The sequence below is a fragment of the Xanthomonas pisi DSM 18956 genome, from assembly GCF_001010415.1.
In the GTDB taxonomy this organism is placed as follows: domain Bacteria; phylum Pseudomonadota; class Gammaproteobacteria; order Xanthomonadales; family Xanthomonadaceae; genus Xanthomonas; species Xanthomonas pisi.
Map to the genome: position 1 here is coordinate 1 of NZ_JPLE01000042.1, position 20,905 is coordinate 20,905.

Here is a 20,905-nt window from a genome sequence, read left to right on the forward strand (position 1 = left end):
TGAGGGTGAGGGTGAGGGTGCGGGAGCGAAGCGCAGGTGCACTCGCATCACTGCTCTCACCCACCACTAGGCTTCGCCCGTACCCTCATCCGCCTCTTCGGGGCACCTTCTCCCGATGGGAGAAGGAGTAAGTCGTCCGGACCTTGGCGGGCGCGAACTGGCTGTCGGGACCATGGGAGGAAAGCGTCCGGCCCAGTTGGTTCGCGTCAAAAATCTGGCCAATCCGGGTACCGGCTACTGCTGGACTTCCTGAAATTATTGAAGCGCAAGTGCAGCGATAACCGTTTCAGGCTGTCGCTTCGCATTCAGCGGCCCACATGTCAAAAGATTGACACACATCACGGATTCATGATTCAGTCATGAACAGACTGAAACGGAAGGATTCCCCGATGCCGGTGTCTGCGCGGCGTCCCTTTTCCCTGTTGGACTCAAGGAAACCCCAACGATGATGAGCTTTCGTAAGCCCGGATGGATGCTGTCCGGTGTGTTGTGCGTCCTCTGCCTGCCGGCCTTGGCCATGGCGCAGGAGGCTGCAACCAGCAGTTCCAAGGTCGGTATCGATCCCGCTACCGGCAAGCTGCGTCCGCTGACCGACGCCGAGAGCGCGGCGCTGGACCAGCAGGCAGGCGCGGCTGCCCGCAGTGCGGCGACCCGCACGACGGTGCCGCAAACCGAGGCGGCCGCCCGCGCCACCGAGCGTCGCCTGCCCAATGGCACCGTGGCGCGCAAGTTGCCGGCCACGCAAATGAGCTCGTTGACCGCGACCCGCCAGGCCGATGGCCGCATCGTGATCGAGCACAGCGACGACGCCGACACCCAACCCGCCCACGCCGAGCACGGAGCGCTGCCGCATGAATAAGCCCTTGTTGCTGTTATCCCTGGCCGTGGGCGCGGCGCTGGCGCCGCTGCATGCATCCGCCGCCAACGTCACGCTGATCAATGGCGATGCCGGCACCGTGGTCGGGCTGAACGACCCCACCGCCGCCGCACCGTTGGGCGGCAATCCCGGGCGTTCGGTCGGCGAACAGCGTCGCATCGCCTACCAGTACGCCATGGACCTGTGGGGCGCGGTGCTGCAGAGCAACGTCGAGATCAAGGTCTATGCCTCGTTCGCGCGGCTGACCTGCACCGCCACCGGCGGCACGCTGGGGCAGGCGGGGCCGAACTGGATCGTCAACAACTTCCCCGGGGCCAAGGCCAATACGCTGTATCCGTCGGCGCTGGGCGATGCGATCGCCGGCCAGGACCTGGTACCGGATCCGGCCGACCCGGCCGATGTGTTTTCGCAATTCAACGGCGATCTGGGCAAGGACGACTGCCTGGCCGGTTCGGGCTGGTATCTGGGCCTGGACGGCAAGACCCCGGAAGGCCAGATCAACTTCCTCAACGTGGTGATGCACGAAATCGGCCACGGCCTGGGCGCTGCCGGGTTCCTCAACAAGACCACCGGCGTGCTCGGTTCGGGCAGCGGGCTGACCGACGTCTACACCTCGCAGGCCTTCGATAACGTGCAGAACAAGCGTTTCGACGACCCGACCATGACCAATGCCTTGCGCGCCGAAGCGATGCGCACGCCCGGCCGCACGGTGTGGGCCGGCACCCGCGTCAACCGCGAGGCGGCCTTGATCCTGGACCCGCGCACGCTGCTGCAGGTCAGCGCGCCGGCCGCTGCGGCCGGCAAGTTCGAAGTGGGCTTTGCCAGCTTCGGGCCGCTGGCCACCGCCGGCAATTTCCCGGCGCGCGCGGTAGTGACCATCAATGACGGCGCTGCGGCCCCCTCGGCCACCGATGGCTGCGAAACGCCGTTCGTCAATGCGGCCGAGGTGGCCGGCAAGGTGGCGCTGATCGACCGCGGCACCTGCGCGTTCGCGATCAAGGTCAAGAACGCCCAGCTCAACGGTGCGGTCGGCGTGATCGTGGCCAACAACGCCGCTGGCGTGCAGACCATGGGCAATGCCGCGCCGCCGATCACCGACATCACCATTCCGGCGATCATGGTGTCGCAGGCCGATGGCGCGCGACTCAAGGGCGCCAGCGCAGTGGTGGCAGGCCTGTACGAGGACCCGGACCTGCTGCAGGGTACCGACAGCGCCGGCCGCACGCGGTTGTATTCGCCCAGCGTGGTGGCCGGTGGCTCGACCTTCTCGCACTTCGATACCGACCTCCAGCCCAACGCGCTGATGGAACCGTTCGATACGCCGGAAGTGCAGGCGCATCTGAACATCGACCTGACCCCGGCGATGTTTGCCGATATCGGCTGGACCTTGAACCGCGGCCTGACCCGCCTGGGCAACTGCAATACGCTGGTGCCGACGGTGGAAACCGGCGGTCTGATCGTCGGCGCGAACCTGACCGCCGAGAGCAGCCTGTGCAAGACGCAGAATGCCGGTAACCGCTTCGGTTATCTGACCTGCATGAACGATCACATCCGCGAACTGGAAGACCAGGGTGCGATCAGCCGCGTGCAGCAGGCGGCAACCTTCATCTGCGCCACCAAGGTTCGCCCCTAAGGCGAGCGCGCGTCACTTGATGGGGATGCGGACGGCGCCGGAAGGCGCCGTTCGTTTGTGCGCGTGGATGCAACCCACGCTGCCATGCACAGCGATGTGCGATGCACGGCACGCACGCACGCACGCACGAATACTGCACCTACTTCGACGCCGCTGCCCGGCCAGGGAAGCGGCGACTGCCCGCCCCGCATGTCGCGGGCCGGCGACGCCGCCCTAGCCTCAGCGGTCCGCCGCATACGGCGAGGTCAGTACCTGCGGTGCGCGGCCCAGTGCGGCGCCCAGGCGATCCATCACAAAGCGCAGATAGAGATTGCTGCTGAACTGGTTGTAGTCGCGTGCGTTATTGAACGTCATGCGCCCACCCAGGAACAGCTGCGGGGCCACCTGCCATTCGGCTGCGCCACTGAGGTTGTACGACACGCCGGTGCGGCTCTCGCCCGCATAGACCGGGTCGGTGTAGCGGTCGACCAGGCCCAGCAGCGCCGCCAGCGATGCCGCATCGTAGGCAGCCTGCTGCAGGGTCGGGTCGGTGGGGAAATACGGCGTTGGATCGGTCTTGAAATGCTGCACGCCCACACTGGCATCGACCTTCCAGTTGACGCTCTGCCCCGCGCTGCGGCCGCTCCAATGCACCGGGAAGCCGAGGTCCACATATTCCTGCGGGCTGAAGTAACCGCCGTGGCCGTACGTGAAGCCGCTGAGATTCTTGTCGTACTGCATGGCGGTCAGATTGACGCCGGCGGTCAGCGACTGGTTCTGCGTTTCCAGCGCATGCACGTAGAAGCCCAGGTCGGCCTGGCGGTGGTCGTTCTCGGCCACGTTGTGACCGGTCAAGCGGTGCGCGGCGAGATTGGCATATCCACCGAGCAGGCCGTTGTCGGCGGTCGCCGAGAGCGCGATGCCGTTGCTGGTGACGCCGCCCCATTCGCGGCCGCTGCGCGCATCCTGCGCCCCGGCGAACGACAGCACGCTGTCGGTGACCGCGCGCCGCGACGCATCGGCCGACCAGCTCACCGTCTCGCCGAGGTCGCCGCGATAGCCGACGCCACCGACGATGTTCTGCTCCTGGAACCCGATCGGCGTGCTGCCCACGTCGGCGCTGAAACCGCCGTTGCGATAGCGCACGCCGACACCCACGCCGGTGTCGTCCTGGCTGAGCCGGCGCGCACCGTTGCCGCTGGCGGCCATGCTGTTGAGCGTGGCCGCCAGCGAGGTCGGCGTCTGCTGCGCGGCGGCGGAGCTGCTGGCCAGCGCCTGCAACGCGGCACCGTCGCCAGCGGCCAGCTGTTCGCTGATCGCGGTATTGCCGAGGATGTCGCGCGCCAGCTGCGCAATCGGCGTGTTGGACGCGTTGACGCTGAGCAGATACGCCGGCAGCGGCTCGTTGGCCAGCGCGGCCAACGCAGCCGGCGTGCTGTTGTTGTTTTCGGTCAGTAGCTCGCCGAACAGCCCGGTATTCAAGGCATAACGACGCAGGCGTTCGCGCGTGGCGACGGTATCGCCCTGGGTGGCGAGCAACTGATACACCCCAGAACTGGTCAGCGTGTCGATCGGGCTGCGGTCGGCGGCAAGCGCGTCGTTGACTGCAGTCTGCGGGCCGGCGCCGAAGCGACTGGCGGTGGCGTAATCGGTGGTCAGCGTGCCGGCATCCACCACGGTAGGGGTCAGCGTGACGCCGAGTTTGCCGTCGCCCACCGCGAATTCGGCCTGCACCGGCATTTCGATGTCGTCCAGCCGGCCCAGGCCGTCTTCGCCATCGCGTGCGCGATACAGCGCGCCGCCGGCCAGATTGTCGCTGTTTTCCGATTGCACGGCGCGCAGTTCGTCGAGCACGCTGTTGCCGCTACCGGCCGGCGGTAGCGCCTGGGCGGCAGGTCTTGTCAGGCGCGGACCGGCGTCCGCGCCGATCGGCGCGGCAGCGCGCGTGGCCAGCAGCCCGTCGTCGCGCACCGATCCGCGCGGGCGGCTGCCGGGCGCAGGCAGCATGGCCGCCGCGACGCTGGCGCGGACCGGTTGCGGCAACACATCGCCGCCGGTGTCCATGGATGCACCAACCGGCGCAACCGCGGCGAACCGGGCCGAGGCCGGCGGCGCGGCGAGCGGCGCACCCCCGCCATCCATGCCAGCGCCATCCATGCGCTCGGACAGCACCGCCGGCGAGCGCGGCATGGCGCCGGTCATGCCGGAGAACGGATTGAGCGGCCGACCGGCCGAGGCCACCGCTGCCGGGCCACGTGCACCCGGCAGGCCGTTATCGAGCTGGCCGGCCTGGCGTTGCTGCGCGGCCAGCGCTGCGCGGAAATACTGCTCGGCCTTGCGGTTCTTGCCGGCGCTGCGGTACACGCGCCCGGCGGCGGCCAGCACCTCCGGCGACTCCGGCGCCTGCGCCAGCGCGCGCTGCAGATAACTCTCGGCGTTGCGCAGATCCGACTGCGCGGCGGCGCTGTTGGCGGCGGCAGTGAGCGTGTCCAGATCGTTGGGGTGGCGCTGCAGGATCTGCTGATAGATCGCCAGCGCCTGGCGTTGATCGCCGGCGGCGGCGTACAGCCTTGCCAATGCCGCCTGGGCGTCGCGGTTGTCCGGTTGCTGCGCCAGGATCGGCGACAGCGCGTCGTAGGCGCCTTCCAGATTGCCGAGCTCGCGCAAGGCATCCACCTGGCGCAGCGTGTAGGCGCTGCGCAGGCGTTGATAGCGGCGCAATTGCTCCGGCGTCAGGGTGGTGGCCTGCAGCTGGCGCAGCACCGCCGACAACTCGGCGTCCTGATGCGCGCGCAGCAGCACGCCGGCGTATTGCAGGCGGTCTTCGGTGCGCGGATTGGCGCCGGTGACCAGGCGCTGCGCCAGCACCAGCGCGCGCGAGGCATTGCCGGCGTCGGCATGCGCGCCGGCCAGGGTGGCCAGCAACTGCGGATCGTCGAGCTGGTTGCCCAGCGCGGTTTCGGTGCGCGCGAGCAACTGCTGCGCCTCGCCGACCCTGCCCTGCTCCACCAACAGCCGCGCCTGACGTGCCTGCAATTCGATCCAGGCGATGGTGCGCAGCTGGGTCATTTCCGGCGTGCGCGCGGCCGCCGGAATGCGATCCAGGCTGTCGTACGCGCCCTGCCAGTCGCCGCTTTCCTGCGCGAGCAAGGCGTTGGCGTGCAGCGCTTCGGGCTGGTCGCCGTGCGCGGCAAGCAGGCCATCCATGACGCTGCGCGCCTGGTCGGGGCGGCCGGCCTGTTGATACAGACGCGCCAGATCCAGGCGAATCCAGGCGTCGCCGGGACGCTCGACCATGGCCGCTTCCAGCTCGGCCTGCGCGCTGACCGCATCGCCGGCCTCCAGCGCTTGCCGCGCGCGGGCGCGCTGCACGTTGGAACGCAGCAAGGCTTGCCCGCCGGACTTGGCGCGCTCGGCAGCCGGCAGGCGATTGAACAATTCGCTGGCTTCGGTCATGCGGCCCTGGCGGCTGTACAGCCCGACCAGGCCCTGCAAGGCGCCGGCGTTATCGGCATCGCGTGACAGCGCCTTGCGATAACTGGCTTCGGCCGCGACCGGGTCACTGGCGCTTTGCAGACCGCCCAGCGCGACATGGCCGGCCGGCTCGTTGGGCAACAACTGCACCGACTGCTCCACCAACTGGCGTGCCTGCGCGATGTCTCCGCGCGCGCGCGCGGCTTCAGCTTGCTGCAGCTGTTGCCAGTAGCGCGCGCTGTCCAGCGCACCTTTCCATTTGCCGCTGCTGGCCGCGGCCGGGCGCAGCAGTTCCTGCGCTTCGGCAAAGCGTTGCTGACGCAGCCGCACCGAGCCCAGGCCGCCCAATGCTTCCGGGTCGCGCGCGCGGGCGCGCAGCACCTGGGTGAAGCGTTGTTCGGCCGTGCTCAGATTGCCGGCATTGAGCGCGCGAAAGCCTTCGCTGAGCGCGATGCCGTTGGGATCGGCGGGCGCAGCGGCGGCAGCCGTGCGTTGTTCGCGCAATTGACCGAGCTTGGCGGTCACTTCGGCATCGGTCGGCGTACCGGCCAGAAATGCCTGGTACAGCGGTGTATCGGTGGGGCTGGCGTTGAGCCACAGCAGCGCCTGGCGCCAGCTGGTGCGCGCCGGGCCACCGACATCGGCGCGTTGGGCCAGCGTGCGCAATTGCGCGATGCCTTCGCGACGGGTGGGCTCGCGGTAGCTCAACACCTGCGCCAGCGCCAGCTGCACGGACGGGTTGGCCGGGTCGCTGGCCTGCAGCCTGCGCAGACCGTCGCGCGCGCGCTCCCAACCGGTTGGCGTGCCGGCCAACGATTGGTAGTACTCCAGCGCCAGGTTGGGCGGCGGCGCCTTGCCGGCGAACACGGCTTCATAGCTGCGCGCCGCTTCCACGTAACGTCCGGCCGCGGCGGCGCGGCGCGCAGTGCGCAGGTTGGGATCTTCGCCGGCAGTGGCGCTGCCGCGCGCACCGATCGCCACGCGCAGGCGCTGCGCCTGCGGCGATTGCGGATGCGCGGCTTCCAATTGCTGCAGACGCTTGCGCGCTTCGGACTGACGGCCCTGCGCCAGATCGATCTGTGCCAGACCGAGCAAGGCGTCGGGCTGGTCCGGATCGATGCCGAGCAGCTTTTTCCAGGTGTCGGCGGCCAGGTCGTCGCGCCCCTGGTCGTGCCAGTAGTTGCCCTGCCCGACCAGTTGCTGGGTCGCGCTGGTCTGCGCGTGCACCGGCGAGGCGAGCAGGCACAGGTCGATCATGCCGGCCAGATAGAGCGGCGTCAGGTTTTTGCGGAGCATGCAGGCGTTCTCCAGGCGGGCAGCAGGCGCCCGTCTGCGGCAAAGCGGTAGCGGTTCTCAAGCCAGCCCTGTCCGAACAGGGCCAGCGTGCGTTCGAAATACGGCAGCGCCGCGGCGGCCGGTGTGGCGGCCAGCGGAATCCGCTGTACCTGCGCCTTGAGCAGCGCGGGCTGCCGCAGCGCGCTCAGGTACGGCAGCAAGGCGGCGGAAAACCCCACCGGCACGGCGCCGGTGCCTACGCCGCGCGCGGTGTCGATCTTTTCGGCAAATGCGGTGCCCGCGGCGAGCAGGTCGGCCGGGCCGGACAAATCCTGCAGCAACGTCGCGCGCAGCGGCTCGCCGGCGTCCAGCATGCCGGCCCACAGGTAGACGCGGATGGCATCGTAGCTGCCGAGATTGCCGCGCTTGGGATCGGCGCCGAAGGCCTTGCCGTCCCACACCGTCCAATCCGGCGCAAAACCGACCGGCGCACTGTCGCGCAGCACGCGCGCCGTGTTGGCGGCAATCGCCGCCCATGGCCCCTTGGGGTCGGCGTTGGCGCAGCGGCGCAGCACCTGGATCGGCAGATAACTGGGATTGAGCGTCCAGCGGCCGGGTTCGACAAAGCCGCTGCGGCCGGGCAACAACATCGGCCCCAGGCCGGGCAGTGCAGCCACTTCCTGGGTACGCATCAGTTGCAGGATCTGCTGGCCGGCCTTGCCGTAACCGGGCCGGTTCCACAGCCGGCCGGCTTCCAGCAAGGCGTAAGCGATCCACAACTCGCCATCGCTGGCGGTATTGGCATCGAGCACGCGCCAGTCGCCGCTGCCATCGCGGCCCCACAACCAGGCCGGCAGATTGAGATCCGGGCGGCCACCGCACAGGTTGTGCCGGGTCCAGCCCAGTACCTTGTCGAACAGCACCTGGTCGTTGGCCACCAGCGCGAAGAACAGCGCGTACGACTGGCCTTCGGAGGTAGAGCGTTGATCGGCGTTGAGGAAGTCCACCACCCGGCCGTCGGGCTGGATGTGCTTGGACACGAACGCATTCCACAGCGGCCAGGCGCCGCACTGTGCCGGCGCCGCCAGCGCGCCGGCCGGCAACAGCGCGGCCACCGACGCCAGGGCACCGGCGCGCAGCAGGCCGCGGCGCGTCATGACGCTAGCGCGCGCGTGCGCGTTCATGCGCCGTGGCCGTCGTTGAGGCGCTCGGCGGTATGCCGGCGCAGCAGTACGCGCGCGGCCAGTGCCAGCAGCAGCGCCAGCAGCACCACGGTCAAGGCCAGCCAGACCGGGTGATGCGAGAAGTACCAGCGCAGCCAGGTCGGCAACGGCAGATGGCCCACGTAATAGGTCTGGTTGCCGACCAGGCTGGTGACCTTCTTCTGCTGCAGCAACACCACGCTGCCCTGGAAATCCTTGAGCAACGCCGGGTCGAACCAGGCATCGAACAGACGGCTCATGTTGGCCGGGTCTTCGGTCTGAAACGCGACCACGCTGCGGCCGGATTGCAACGGCGATTCGAAGCCCATCAGCAACACGTCGTCGGGCTGCGGCTGCAACGCGATGTCGGTGGTGGTCGGCAGGTCGGTGCGACGCGCGTCGAACGACAGGAAGCCGGGCAGTTTGTCGAACAGCCAATCGGTGAGGCCGATGCGGCGATTCTGCCCGTCCTGGCCCACCGGCAGCTGCGCGCGCCATTGCTTGAACAGCGGTTGCGACTCGGCGCTGCCCAGCAGCAACAGATCGCGATCGGCATGCTGCTTCACCGCGCTGGCGGCGATGATCTGCGCATGCAGCGCCGGGTAGCCGGTGGACGCACCGAACCGGCCGAGCAAGGTCAGCACATTGCCCAGATCCTGGTCGCCCGGGTTATTGGGCAGCACGATCGCCGATTCGGACAGATCGGCCAACCGCGTGAACGGGTAGCCGGCATTGGCGAACGCAGCCAGGTTCGGCATCGCCATGTAGTGGTGGAAGCCGCTCAGGTCGATGGTGGAATCGGCATCGATGGCGCCGGACACATCCGGGAAGGTGTTCTTGCAGGCCTCGCCTTGCGGGCGATCGAAGAAGAAGTGGAAGCGCAGCTGGCTGTTGGCCGAAAACGCGCCCACCGGCAGTTTCAGATCCTGATGCACCGGCATGCTGCCGCGCGTACCCAGGCTGTTCCACCAGCGCATCGGCGTGGATTCGGCGAACGGGCGGCCGGTCAGCGGCAAGGTGGTCACGAACGACTCGTTGATGCTGACGTTGAGCGCCGACTTGTTGTCCTGCTCCGGCAACGTGTAGCGGTACTTCAGCGCCACCGGAATGCCGTCGCGCTCCCACACGAACAGGTCCGGCGGCAGCTGCAGGCCGACCCGGATCAGGTCCGGGTGATAGCCGGTGACGTTGAGCACGCCGGACTGGGTGACCAGGTCGCCGAAGCGCACCGGATGCTCGCTGGAAACCCATTTGGGCGCGTCGTATGGCTGACGCGGCGTGGGTGCGGACATCTCGCCGATCCGCGCCACCGCACCGGTCAGCGGCGCGCGCAGCGCCAGCGCGGTGGCCGCGCGCTGCAGATCGTCGGTGTTGCGGCCGAGCACCAGCAGCAGCTTGCCGTTGGGATCGGTCGGGTTGACCACCACCGCAACCGTCGGCCCGCGGATATCGGCCACGCCGCTGTCGGCGGTGGCGAACTGCGCAGGCAAGGTATTGGGCGTGGCGAACACCACCGCGTTGCCGGTGGCCGGCAGGGCGCTGGTCGAGGCCGGAAACACCGCGCCACGGTACCCGGCCAGGGTGCCGAACCACGAGGCGACCGTGCCGGCGGCCTGCAGCGTGGCCATGTCCGGTTGCTGCGGGAAATAGAACGGCAGCTCCAGGCGCCGCGTATCGCGCACATCGAAAAACGGCACCGGCAGCAGCGCCAGGTTATTGGCCAGCGCCAGCGGCGTGGTGGTCAACGACAGGCTGGTGGCCGCGTCCACATTCGCCCACAGGCTGCTGTGGTCGGGGTCTTCGCACTCGCGCGTGTAATGCCCGATGAGTTGCAGGTTGAGCTGGTTGTAGTCGGTGATCAGCCGCGGATCGACCGGCAGATCGGCCGAGAGCAACTTGCCGGCGTTGGCCTTGTCGGTGGGCAAGGTCGCAACGGTCACGCCGTTGATGGTGACCTTGACGTGCGACAGGTCCGGCAGCAGCGACGGTGAGTAGCTGTATTTCAGGTTGAGCGTGGCGGCGGTGACGATTTCGTCGCTGCGCACACTGAAAGGCACACCGGCACTGCCCTGCACGCCGCGCAAGGTGATTTCGTAATCGATGCCCAGATCGCGCAGCGTGGCCGAGCGCGTGCTGCCGGCGGGCAGCGATGCAGGCGCCGCCGGTGCAATCGCGGTTGCCGCCGCGCTCTGCGCATCGCCGCCGGCCTGCGCAGCCGGCACCGGTTGTTGCGCCTGCGCCAGACCGGCCAGAAGCGTGAGCGCGCAGGTCAACACCGCCGGGGACATTCGCATCAGTTGTTTCTTTGCAGGGGAAAGGGAAAGGGAACGACCACGCATCACGCTCACGACTCCAGATCCACCGCGCGTGCCGGACGGAACCCCTGGCGCGTGCTATCCACCATATGCCGGCCCAGGCGCCCGAACCCGCGCGCACTGGCCGCCAAGACCTGGCCCATCGAGCGCCAGAACGAATCGCGATCGTGCTGGCCCCATTGCGACAACCAGATATCGGCGCGCGCGAAGGTGGACGCCACCAGCCAGCGCTCCTGCTCCATCGACATCGCGGTGAACTGCACGCTGACCTGGCCATCGCGGTCCTGCCGCACCACGGCCGGCAAGGTCTGCTCGATGCCGCGATGACTGAGTCCGATCTGCACCGCCAAGCCGGGTTCGATCGGCTGCGGCTGCGCGAGCTTGATCGCCATGCCGCCGGTGGAAAAATTCACCGAGCGGCATGCCAGCACCGCGCCGTCGGGCAGGTACAGATTGACCGGGATATCCAGCGGCACACGGTGCGCGCTGCGCACCTGGCGGGTTTCGCTGGCCGTGGCGATCGTGGCGCCCAGCAGTACCATGTTGTAGAGCGTCCAGGCCAGGTTGAACCAGATCGTCTGCTGCTCGCCGCTGCCGCCGACATAGATCAGCCGCAGCACGCCGGCGACCACGCCGACCACATTGAGCAGCAGCAGGAACAGATACGGCTTGGCGATCTGCGCATCGAAATAACTGCGCGCCACCAGCCCGCCCTTGGGCGTGACGTTGAACTTGCCGAGCTTGGGATTGAGCAAGGCCACCAGCGTGGGGCGGAAGATGTACCAGGCCAGCGTGGTCTCGTAGACCTCGTTCCACAACAGATGCCGGAAGCGGCTCTGCACGCGCAGGTTGGTCAGATTGGCCTGCAGGATGTGCGGCAGCGCGTAGGCCAGGATCATCAACGCCGATGCCTGGATCACATGCGCGCCGAAGAACAGGTACGCCAGCGGCGCGGTGAGATAGATGATGCGCGGCAGCCCGTAGAAAAAGTGCAGCATCGCGTTGAGATAGCACAGCCGCTGCGACAGCTTGAGCCCGCGACCGAGCAACGGATTATCGATGCGCGCGATCTGCGCCATGCCGCGCGCCCAGCGGATGCGCTGCGCCACATGCCCGGACAGGCTCTCGGTGGCCAGTCCCGCCGCCTGCGGCACCGCCAGATACGCGGTGCGGTAGCCGCGACGCTGCAGTTTGAGCGCGGTATGCGCATCTTCGGTCACGGTTTCCACCGCCACACCGCCAACCTCTTCCAGCGCGGTGCGCTTGATCACCGCGCACGAGCCGCAGAAGAACGTGGCATTCCACTGGTCGTTGCCATCCTGCAACAGACCGTAGAACAGCTCGCCTTCGTTGGGCACCTTGCCATGCGTATCGAGGTTGCGCTCGAACGGATCCGGCGAAAAGAAATAGTGCGGCATCTGCACCAGCGCCAGCTTGGTGTCGCGCAGAAACCAGCCCATCGCCACCTGCAGGAACGAGCGGGTCGGGATATGGTCGCAATCGAAAATGGCCACGTATTGACCGCTGCACTTCTTCAACGCCGCATTGATGTTGCCGGCCTTGGCGTGCGCGTTATTGGTGCGGGTGACGTAGTTGATGCCGACCTCGGCGCAGAACTCGCGGAACTCGTCGCGGCGTCCGTCATCGAGCAGGTGGATGGTGATCTTGCCGGCCGGCCAATCGATCACGCTGGCAGCCAGCACGGTGGTGCGCACCACCGACAACGGCTCGTTGTAGGTGGGGATGAACACGTCCACGCTCGGCCACAGGCTCTGGTCGGCAGGCAATGGCGCCGGCTTGCGATTGAGCGGCCACAACACCTGGAAATAGCCCAGCACCAGGATCACGAACGCATACAGCTCCGCACCGAGCAGGCCCAGGCCGAGAATGAAATCCACCGCGCTGCCCACGCCCATGGTCTGGGTCATGCGCCACCAGATGTAGCGGCACGACACCGCCAGCGACATGCTCATCATCATCAGGATGACCACCCGCCCGCCACGGTTGCGCACCGCCAGCGCCACCGCGAACAGCACGCCGGAAAACACCATCTGCTGGGTGACATCCATCGGCACGGCAACCACGAACACCAGCAGCAGGCCGCCCAGCAGCCACAGCGCCCAGGTTGCCAGCGTGGGCAACGGTGATGCGGAACGGAGGCGGGCTGTGGTCATCGGGCAATCCTGGAAACGTGGCAGACGTGCGGCAACACAGCGGCAATTGCATGACGCGCTTGCCGGGAAGGACGGAACTGAGGCGTCAACGCGAGCGCAGGCGCTGCAGCGGGCTGTGCGCAGAACTGCGCGCGTCGGCCTGCAGCAGGCGCTGGAACAGTTGTTCCAACGGTGTCTGCGCCGGTCGCTCCAGCGGCGGCAATCCGCGCGCGCCGGGCTCCTCGCGCTGCCGCAATCTGCGCAGCGGCGCCAGCGCATCGCCCGGCGACCCGGCGACGGTCTGGTCGGCAGGTGCTGCGACGTGCATCGCAGGCGACGACCGGTCAGCAGACGGCGCGCCTGGTGCGGCCGCTGCAACTGAGGTCGCTGCCGGCACGTGCACCGGCGCCACCACAGCCTCCAGCGCAGCCGGCGCGGCCTGCCCCGTTGCCGGCGCCTCGGCAGGCGTCACGCCCGGCTTGCGCGGCGGCAGCTGGGTGTAGGCAAAATCGTGATATCCCTCGCTCGCCTGCGTCCCCAGACGCGCGAACAGGCCCGAGACATCGTCGTGTCCCTGCGCGTTTTTGGTGTTCTTCGGTGCCATCACAGTCCCCTTGCCCGATCGCACATGGTCATGCCGTCCGCGCCAACACAAACAGGCGCAGATCGACGGTATCGGCCGGCGCGCTCTGCACCGCCAGCCCTGCCAGCATCCCCAATTGCTGGAACCATCCCTCATACACACCCTGCAGGAAACCGTCGCTCCATGCGGCCCCGTCCAGCGCCACGCTCAACGGCGCACCGCCGTGCCGGATCTGCACATGGTCTGGGTGTTCGTCCATCGTGCACTGGCCCCAGTCGCAGCTGTCCCAGATCGCGTTGGCGGCCTGTTGCACTTCGTCCAGCGCGGTGCAGGGCGCCAGCCTGTGCTCGCGCGCGAAGCGGCGGCCGATCCGGGCCATCAAGGTGGCCAGGTCGTGCTCGGGCAGCTCGGCGCCGAACTCCTCGGCCATCGCCCGCACAAAGCCCAGCCACTGCCGGGAGCAGCTCCGCGTGCGGTACAGCGACAAGGGGTCGAGTGCAGGCATTCAACAAGCTTCGCGAGGGAGGGACGTCACATACGACGGTTGCACCAAAAGTGATGCAAGCGTGATGCCAATGTTAACGTTTGCCAACTAGCGATTGAGAGATGCATCTCACTTTTCCGGGCATTCCCTGACAGCCGCAGGCGCTTTTCGGCGGTTAATGCCGGCCTGCGTCAGTCGTTGCCGCCCCCGGTCAGGCGTCTTCGGGCATCGGCGGCAGACCGAACACATCGCGCAGGTAGCGCAGGTAGCCGGCGTCCTCGCACATGCTCTTGCCGGGCGAATCGCTGAGCTTGGCCACCGGCTGGCCGTTGCAGCGGACCATCTTGATGACGATCTGCAACGGCGTCGGCCCCAGGTCGTTGGTCAGGCTGGTGCCCACCCCGAAGGCCAGCCGGCAGCGGGTGTGGAAGTGCGCGTACAGGCGCATCACCTTGTCGATGTTGAGGCCATCGCTGAAGACCAGCACCTTGGTCTTGGGATCGATGCGGTGGGCTTCCAGGTGCGCGATCACCCGCTCGCCCCATTCGAACGGGTCGCCGGAGTCGTGGCGCATGCCGTCGAACAGCTTGCAGAAATACAGGTCGAAATCGCGCAGAAACGCGTCCAGCCCCACGATGTCCGACAGTGCGATGCCCAGATCGCCACGGTATTCGCGCGCCCACGATTCCAGCGCGGCGACCTGGCTGTCGCGTAGCCGCGGCCCCAGCGCCTGGAACGCCTGCAGGTACTCGTGCGCCATCGTGCCCAGCGGGGTCAGCCCGTAGTGCTTGGCGAAGTACACGTTGCTGGTGCCCACGAACTGCCCGCCCAGGCCATCGCGCAGCAGCGGCAGCAGCTCGCCGTGCCAGTGCCGCGAATAACGGCGACGGGTGCCGTAGTCGGCGATCTTGCAGCCGGCCGGCATGTTGCGCAGGCTGCTCACCTTGGCGCGCAGGCGGCTGCGGCCCTCTTCGAAATCCGGCTCGGACGTGTTGCGGAACCACACCTCGTTGATGATCGCCAGCAGCGGCACCTCGAACAGGATGGTGTGCAGCCACGGGCCGCGGATGGTCAGCTCGATCTCGCCCGGCTGGGTGGTCGACGCCGACAGCTGCAGGTACTTGCGGTCCAGATGGAACAGCGCCAGGAAGTCGGCGAAGTCCGGCTTGATGAAACGCAGGCTGCGCAGGTAGTCCACCTCGTCCTCGCGCAGGCGCAGCCGGCACAAGGCATCGATCTCGCGCGAGATCTCATCGATGAACTGCGCCAGATCCACGCCAGGCGTGCGGCACTTGAAGCGGTAATCGACCTGCGCGGCCGGATGCTGATGCAGCACCGCCTGCATCATGGTGAATTTGTACAGGTCGGTGTCGAGCAGCGAATGGATGATCATGCGGCCGGATTATGCCCGCAGCGGCGGTGGCCGCGCGTGCATTGGGCATGAGCGGACCGCCGGCCGCCACGCCCCCGCCCTGCGCTCAGGGTGCACGCTCCGGCACGGTGGCCGCGTCGAATCCTGTGGGTGTCCGCAAGGCCGCATCGGGCCATCGGTTGTTCGGTGTCACGCGCCAGCGGCGTCAGTCAGATCCACAAGGCCACCGATCGCAGATCCACTCCTGAGCCTCCTGCAACGCGGGGCAACCTCCCGCAACGGCCGCACCGGCTAGTCGCCGGGAACGGCCGCGCCTCACTGCATCAACGTGCCAGCACCTGCTGCGCCGGCTTGCCCTGCACGGTGAAGTCGCTGTCGCCGGGTCCGCCGGCGGCAGGGTCGGTGTACCAGCACCACAGCGCGATGCCGTCCACGCCATGGGCCTGCAACACGGTGCGCCACTGCTGCAGCACCTGCAGTTGCAGGCGGGTATCCACCGCGGCGGTCCGTTGCTCCGGGCTTTCCCACGGCGCCGCCAGGCTGCCGCGTGCCGAGCGCAGGCCCAGTTCGGCCACCCACACCGGCTTGCCCACGCGTTGCCCCAGATCCTGCAGGCGCTGCGCGGCGGCAGTCATTTCCGCAGCGCGCGCGCTGGCAGCATCGGACAGCCGCGGATACAGGCTGGTGCCGACCGCGTCGAACAGCGACCAGTAACGGAAGGTTTCCGCATGTTCCATCCCGTCGGCCACGTACAGCAGCTTGCCGCGGTAGACCTTGCGCACCGCCGCGACCAACGCGGGCCATTGCGGTGCGTCCTGCAGCTTGCGCAGTTCGGTGCCGACCACCAGCGCCTCGGCGTGTTCGTCTTCGGCCAGCTGCGCCAGCGGCAGCAGCGCCTTTTGATACGCCGCAAACCAGGCTGCCTGATCAGCAGGCGCCACCTCGCCGGCCCAGTGACCGGGCACCCACACGTGCACCTTGAGCGTGGGCTGCAGGCCGGACCGATGACTCTGCCGCAGCGCCGCCCGCATCGCATCCAGGCTGCTGTCGCTGCCCAGCACCGGGTCGTTCGATTGCGGGTTCGCCTGCCAGACGAATGCCACCAGCAGCGCCTTGCGCGCACCGGTGCCGGCCAGCGCATCCAGCGACTGCGCAGCGGCGGCGCTCTGCCACGGCGCATTGGCCGAGACCTTGACGTTGGCGCCCATCCACATCGGTGCGGCCGCGTTGCAGCCATTGGCCAGCAGGCACACGGCGAGCAACGCTGCGAGGATTAAAACGCGCTTGCACATGCGGCGGACACCTCGGTGGTGGACCCTGCACTGCCCTGCACGCACTTGCCCGCGCGCATCGTTGCGTGGCTCACCTCCGGCTGGAGCACGGTGGCGGTTGCAGGGCCGGCTGGCGTGGCCGCGCTCATCCGCGCTGCCACATGCGTCTGGATCGCCGCATCCGTCTCGGCCAACGGAGTCGCTGCGGCCACGACGGACGGCGTCGCCACGCGCGCGACCGGCAGCGATACCGGCGCGGCCACGACCACCGCCTCGCCCTGCAGCAGCGACTGTTCATCGGCAGGCGCCGCACGCATCCAGCTGCCCCAGCCCTGCGGTTGTACCCAGGCCGCGCCGATCAGGCCGAGCAGCAGCAATCCGGCAGCCTGGCTGCGCTGGTCGGCCTGCAAGGCGCGCAGCAACAAGGCCGCCGGCACCCACAGCAGCAACAAGGCATCGAAGCCAGCCCAGCCGAGCGCGAACGAGAGTGCGGCCGCACAGATCACCGTGCCGGCACTGGCCACCACGCCACGCATCAGCGCACCGTTGCGCGCCCGTAGTACCAATGCCAACACCGGGAAGCAGGCCACCGCCGCCACGCCCCAGCGCAGCGCCGGCACCCAGCCTTCGGCCTGTGCGGCCAAAGGCAATGGCAGCGGACTGGCCCCGTGCCCGATGCTCGACAAGGTCGGCCACGGCGCGTTGAACACGGTCAGATTGACGTAGGCCCACATGCCGACCAGAAACGCAAACGGCAGATAGCACACTAGGTAGAACGAGCCCGGCGCCTTGCGCAACATCTGCGGCGGCATCACCAGCAGCAGCCACGGCGCCACCATCGTCGACAGCGCCAACGTCTGCAGATCCAGGCACAGCAGGATGCACAGCCACCCGGCGATACGCAGGTAGGTGAAGGCTTCCACCGGCGCCTGCAGGCGGCGCAGCGTGCGGCACAACCCGTAGAACGCCAGCAGGCCCACGGCCTGACTGCCGCCCGCGGCGATCGGCAGCAGGAACAGCGGGTTGCAACCCACCAGCAACGTCAGCCCGCTGGCCCAGCCCCGCCCGAACACGCCGGCCAGATCGCGCCACAGCAGCGACAGGAACAGCGCATTGGCAGCCACCGCCAGGAACGGCCATACCTGAAACGGCAGATCCCAACGGTGCAACGCCAGATCCACCGCCCATGCCAGCAGCCCGCTGGCCGGCACACCGATGCCGGGCGCGCTGGTCGGTGCAACGGCGCCCAGCGACTGCACCAACAACGGCTGGCTCAGCAGCGACAACGCCACCACGGCCACCAGAAACGCCGGCAAGCCACTGTCGCGACGCGCTACCGGCTCACTCTTCGAGTGCGGCGCGGCGTTCGTTTTCCGAATGCTTGCTGATGCCATGCGTGGTCTTCTCCCAATAGAACGGATTGCGGATCAACTGCCATAGACCCTTGAAGGCGGCGATCGATTGCAACGCCCAGTAAAACGGCACCGTCAACGCGTACGGCGCCAGCTTGAAATAGTCGCGCTTGAACGCGGCCACCAGCGTGATGTAGATGAAGAACGCATTGGCCAGCAGCAGATTGACCATCGAGATCGCGGCCAGCCACGGCGGGAAGATCGCATCGAACACACGTGCGCCGCTCAGCACGCTGACCAGGCACAACGTCCACATCACCGGCACACCCAGTGCGATGAAGAAATTGCCGCCGATAAAGAACTGGAACCCCCAGAATCCCTTGAACCCGGTGCTGCGATACAGATGCACCGGGTCGCGCATGTGCACCAGCCAGGTCTGCATGTAGCCCTTGAGCCAGCGCGAACGCTGCCGGATCCAGTTGGGAATGCTGACGTTGGCTTCTTCGAACGTGGTGGAATTGACCACGTTGACGCGGTAGCCATTCTGGATCAGCCGCACGCCCAGATCGGCGTCTTCGGTGACGTTGTACGGGTCCCATGCGCGCACCTGGCGCAACACATCCAGACGGAAGTGATTGGAGGTGCCGCCCAGCGGAATCGGGATGCGCAGGTATTCCAGCGCCGGCAGGTAGAAGTCGAACCAGAGCGTGTACTCCAGCGTGAACATCCGCGTCAGCCAGTTTTCGTCGGCGTTGTAGTAGTTCAGCCGCGCCTGGATGCACACCACATCCTTTTCTGCCTTGCGGAACGCCGCCACCACGCGCTTGAGCTGATCCGGCTCGGGTTTGTCTTCGGCGTCGTAGATGGTGAGTAGTTCGCCACGCGCAAAGTGCAGCGCGTAGTTGCAGGCCTTGGGCTTGGTCTTGGGCTGCGATGGCGGCACCCGGATGATTTCGAAGAACGCTTCCAGGCCGAGTTTCTTGGCCGCTTCGATGGTGTCGAAGTCGTCGGCTTCCAGCACCAGCTTCACGTCGAGCTTGCTGATCGGGTAATCGAGCTTGCGCAGCGCGTTGGCCAGGATCGGCAACACCTCCGGTTCCTTGTACATCGGCACCAGCACGGTGTAGACCGGCAGGTCGTCGTCGCGCAGCGCGGCCACTTCGTCTTCGGTGACCTTGATGTCGATGCGGTGGCGCGAGCCGAACCACACCAGCAACAGCTTCAAGCCGAACGTCGCCAGGAAGCCGAACGCCACCAGCACGTTGATGGCGATCAGCGTAGGCACCGGGAACAGCACCATCGCGATCAGCAACACCGCCGCGATCGCCCACAGCGTGAACTTCTGCCCGCGCGTGACCACCTGGCGCGCCGAGTAGGTCGGTGCGTGCGAGGCGAGCAGGTTCAAGGCGTTGTCGGTGAGCTGCTCGTCGGCGTAGCGCTGCAGGCTCCAGATGATGTCGAACTTGGCGGTGCCGACGAAGCGCACGTCCTCGCCATAGTGCGCGCGCGCCCAGGCGAACACTGCCGGGTCGGGATCGGCCACGGCCAGCACCAGCACCCCGTCCTCGCGACGCCACGGCAGCAGCAGACGCTGCGCATAGCTGTCCAGATCGGCGGCGGCAAGCAGCTCGGCGTCCGGTGGCTGTTGCACCAGATCGATGAACTCCAGCCCGAAGTGCGCGGCGACGATGGCGTAGAAGCGCTGCGCCGGCACGCCGCGCTGGGCCAGGATCACATCGCCCAGACGCGAGTTCCAGCGCTGCTGCAGCGCCAGCGCCGAGCGCAATTGTTCGTCGGTGATGACGCCTGCCGTGACCAGCGCGCGACCCAACAGACCGCGTTCGCGGCCGATGTCCGGCGCCCGTCCCAGCGCATCCATTTCGCAGGTGACCGTCATTGTCGTGGCGTCCTCAGAAACGCCACCAGGCGGCCACGAAGGGCCCGCCTGCGGCGCCGGTATTGCGGCCCATCACCGGCTGTTGGTAGCCCACCTGCCACTGGCTGCCGCCCGGCGCGGTGTACAGCGTGGACAACTGCAGCTTGGTGAGGTCGTAGTTGGTGCCGGTGGCGACGAAGCCGGTATCGCCGGGCCTGGAGCTGACCACGAACGCGTCGTTACGCCCATTCCCCAGTCCCTGGATCACGTTGAGTTCGCCCAGCAGCAACCAGCTCGGGGTCAGGCTCAGACCAGTGGACGCGTCCACCCGCACTTCGTCGGAGGCAGCACTGCCGCGCAGGCGCACCGCGCCGCCCAGATCGACGTAGCCATTGCGCCCGCCCAGCGTGTAACCGCGGCCGCGGCTGTAACGCAGCTCAAGTCCGTAATCGCCCAGACCAAGTGCCGGATCGCGTCCAGGGTTGTTCGGATGATAGGTCTTGCTGCGGCCATAGGCCGGAATGCTGACCAACGCCTGCACCGAACTCCGCCAGATATCGTCGGCAGCACTCGGCAAGGCGTAACGCAGCCCGACTTCCTGGTCGGCAAAGCCGGTCGTGCTGCGACGGGCGCGTCCAGGCGCGTCATTGATCAGCTCATCGTTATTGAAGCCGACTTCGGTGAAATAGAAATTGCCGATAACGCTCAATCTGTCATTGAGGCCATGCTCGACATACACGTTGAGCTGGTCCTGACGGCTGCGTCCGTTGTTGGCGAAATCGCCACGATGGTGCGCATCGTCGAACCAACCGGTGCCATCGCTATGCAGCGCCTTGACGATCACCAAGGTGTCGCCCTGCGGCTGGGTCCAGGCACCGGCGATGGCGCTACCCGGCAACGCGGCCAGCGCGCAACCCAGGGCGAGTACCGACATCGCGGCCACCGACAGGCGGCGGGCGTTACGGCCAGGAGTGGAAGCTGTAGCAACCGGGCTGGACTGCCCGGAGGTAAGACACGACTGACGTACCCGCGAGCGCGGGTCGTTCTGTAAGGACATTT

13 protein-coding genes are annotated in these 20,905 nt (G+C 67.5%); 2 read left to right on the top strand and 11 right to left on the bottom strand.

Annotation, left to right across the window (positions count from 1 at the left end; all coding sequences use genetic code 11):
* The first annotated feature begins 445 nt into the window (after nucleotides 1-445).
* Nucleotides 446-859 carry a post-PEP-CTERM-1 domain-containing protein gene (locus tag Y887_RS10780; RefSeq protein WP_046964333.1) on the top strand — a complete coding sequence of 138 codons (414 nt, stop codon included), beginning with the start codon at nucleotides 446-448 and terminating at the stop codon, nucleotides 857-859.
* Nucleotides 852-2,510 (top strand): PA domain-containing protein, encoded by a 1,659-nt coding sequence (locus Y887_RS10785; protein WP_046964334.1) that lies wholly within the window; start codon nucleotides 852-854, stop codon nucleotides 2,508-2,510. Before Y887_RS10780 ends, Y887_RS10785 begins: the two co-directional genes overlap by 8 nt.
* 219 nt (nucleotides 2,511-2,729) lie before the next feature.
* Here Y887_RS10785 and Y887_RS10790 read toward each other — a convergent pair whose 3' ends face one another.
* The 11 genes from Y887_RS10790 to Y887_RS10840 all read right to left on the bottom strand — a co-directional run bounded on the left by Y887_RS10790 (nucleotide 2,730) and on the right by Y887_RS10840 (nucleotide 20,903).
* A complete protein-coding gene (locus tag Y887_RS10790) occupies nucleotides 2,730-7,259 on the bottom strand; it encodes a cellulose biosynthesis protein BcsC (protein ID WP_046964335.1) in 4,530 nt (1,509 codons plus the stop codon).
* Entirely contained in the window at nucleotides 7,241-8,422 is a 1,182-nt protein-coding gene (bcsZ, locus tag Y887_RS10795) for a cellulose synthase complex periplasmic endoglucanase BcsZ (RefSeq protein WP_046964336.1), read from the bottom strand. Before bcsZ ends, Y887_RS10790 begins: the two co-directional genes overlap by 19 nt.
* Nucleotides 8,419-10,734, bottom strand: a complete 2,316-nt coding sequence (gene bcsB / locus Y887_RS10800; protein WP_046964337.1) for a cellulose biosynthesis cyclic di-GMP-binding regulatory protein BcsB — start codon at nucleotides 10,732-10,734, stop codon at nucleotides 8,419-8,421. The genes bcsZ and bcsB overlap by 4 nt, the downstream gene beginning before the upstream one ends.
* 50 nt (nucleotides 10,735-10,784) lie before the next feature.
* Nucleotides 10,785-12,929: a UDP-forming cellulose synthase catalytic subunit gene (gene bcsA, locus Y887_RS10805; protein ID WP_046964338.1), complete on the bottom strand. Its 2,145-nt coding sequence runs from the start codon at nucleotides 12,927-12,929 to the stop codon at nucleotides 10,785-10,787.
* Between the two features lie 85 nt (nucleotides 12,930-13,014).
* Nucleotides 13,015-13,512 (bottom strand): hypothetical protein, encoded by a 498-nt coding sequence (locus tag Y887_RS10810; protein WP_046964339.1) that lies wholly within the window; start codon nucleotides 13,510-13,512, stop codon nucleotides 13,015-13,017.
* 28 nt (nucleotides 13,513-13,540) lie between these two features.
* Entirely contained in the window at nucleotides 13,541-13,996 is a 456-nt protein-coding gene (bcsD, locus tag Y887_RS10815) for a cellulose biosynthesis protein BcsD (RefSeq protein ID WP_046964340.1), read from the bottom strand.
* Between the two features lie 190 nt (nucleotides 13,997-14,186).
* Nucleotides 14,187-15,368 carry a nicotinate phosphoribosyltransferase gene (pncB, locus tag Y887_RS10820; RefSeq protein ID WP_046964341.1) on the bottom strand — a complete coding sequence of 394 codons (1,182 nt, stop codon included), beginning with the start codon at nucleotides 15,366-15,368 and terminating at the stop codon, nucleotides 14,187-14,189.
* 302 nt (nucleotides 15,369-15,670) lie between these two features.
* A complete protein-coding gene (locus tag Y887_RS10825) occupies nucleotides 15,671-16,639 on the bottom strand; it encodes a glycoside hydrolase family 113 (RefSeq protein ID WP_046964342.1) in 969 nt (322 codons plus the stop codon).
* Nucleotides 16,621-17,913 carry a hypothetical protein gene (locus Y887_RS10830; RefSeq protein WP_181113393.1) on the bottom strand — a complete coding sequence of 431 codons (1,293 nt, stop codon included), beginning with the start codon at nucleotides 17,911-17,913 and terminating at the stop codon, nucleotides 16,621-16,623. The genes Y887_RS10825 and Y887_RS10830 overlap by 19 nt, the downstream gene beginning before the upstream one ends.
* A gap of 46 nt (nucleotides 17,914-17,959) precedes the next feature.
* On the bottom strand, nucleotides 17,960-19,867 hold the full coding sequence (locus Y887_RS10835) for a glycosyltransferase family 2 protein (protein ID WP_046964344.1): 1,908 nt from the start codon (nucleotides 19,865-19,867) through the stop codon (nucleotides 17,960-17,962).
* Between the two features lie 13 nt (nucleotides 19,868-19,880).
* Nucleotides 19,881-20,903: a hypothetical protein gene (locus tag Y887_RS10840; protein WP_084726007.1), complete on the bottom strand. Its 1,023-nt coding sequence runs from the start codon at nucleotides 20,901-20,903 to the stop codon at nucleotides 19,881-19,883.
* Between the last annotated feature and the right edge of the window lie 2 nt (nucleotides 20,904-20,905).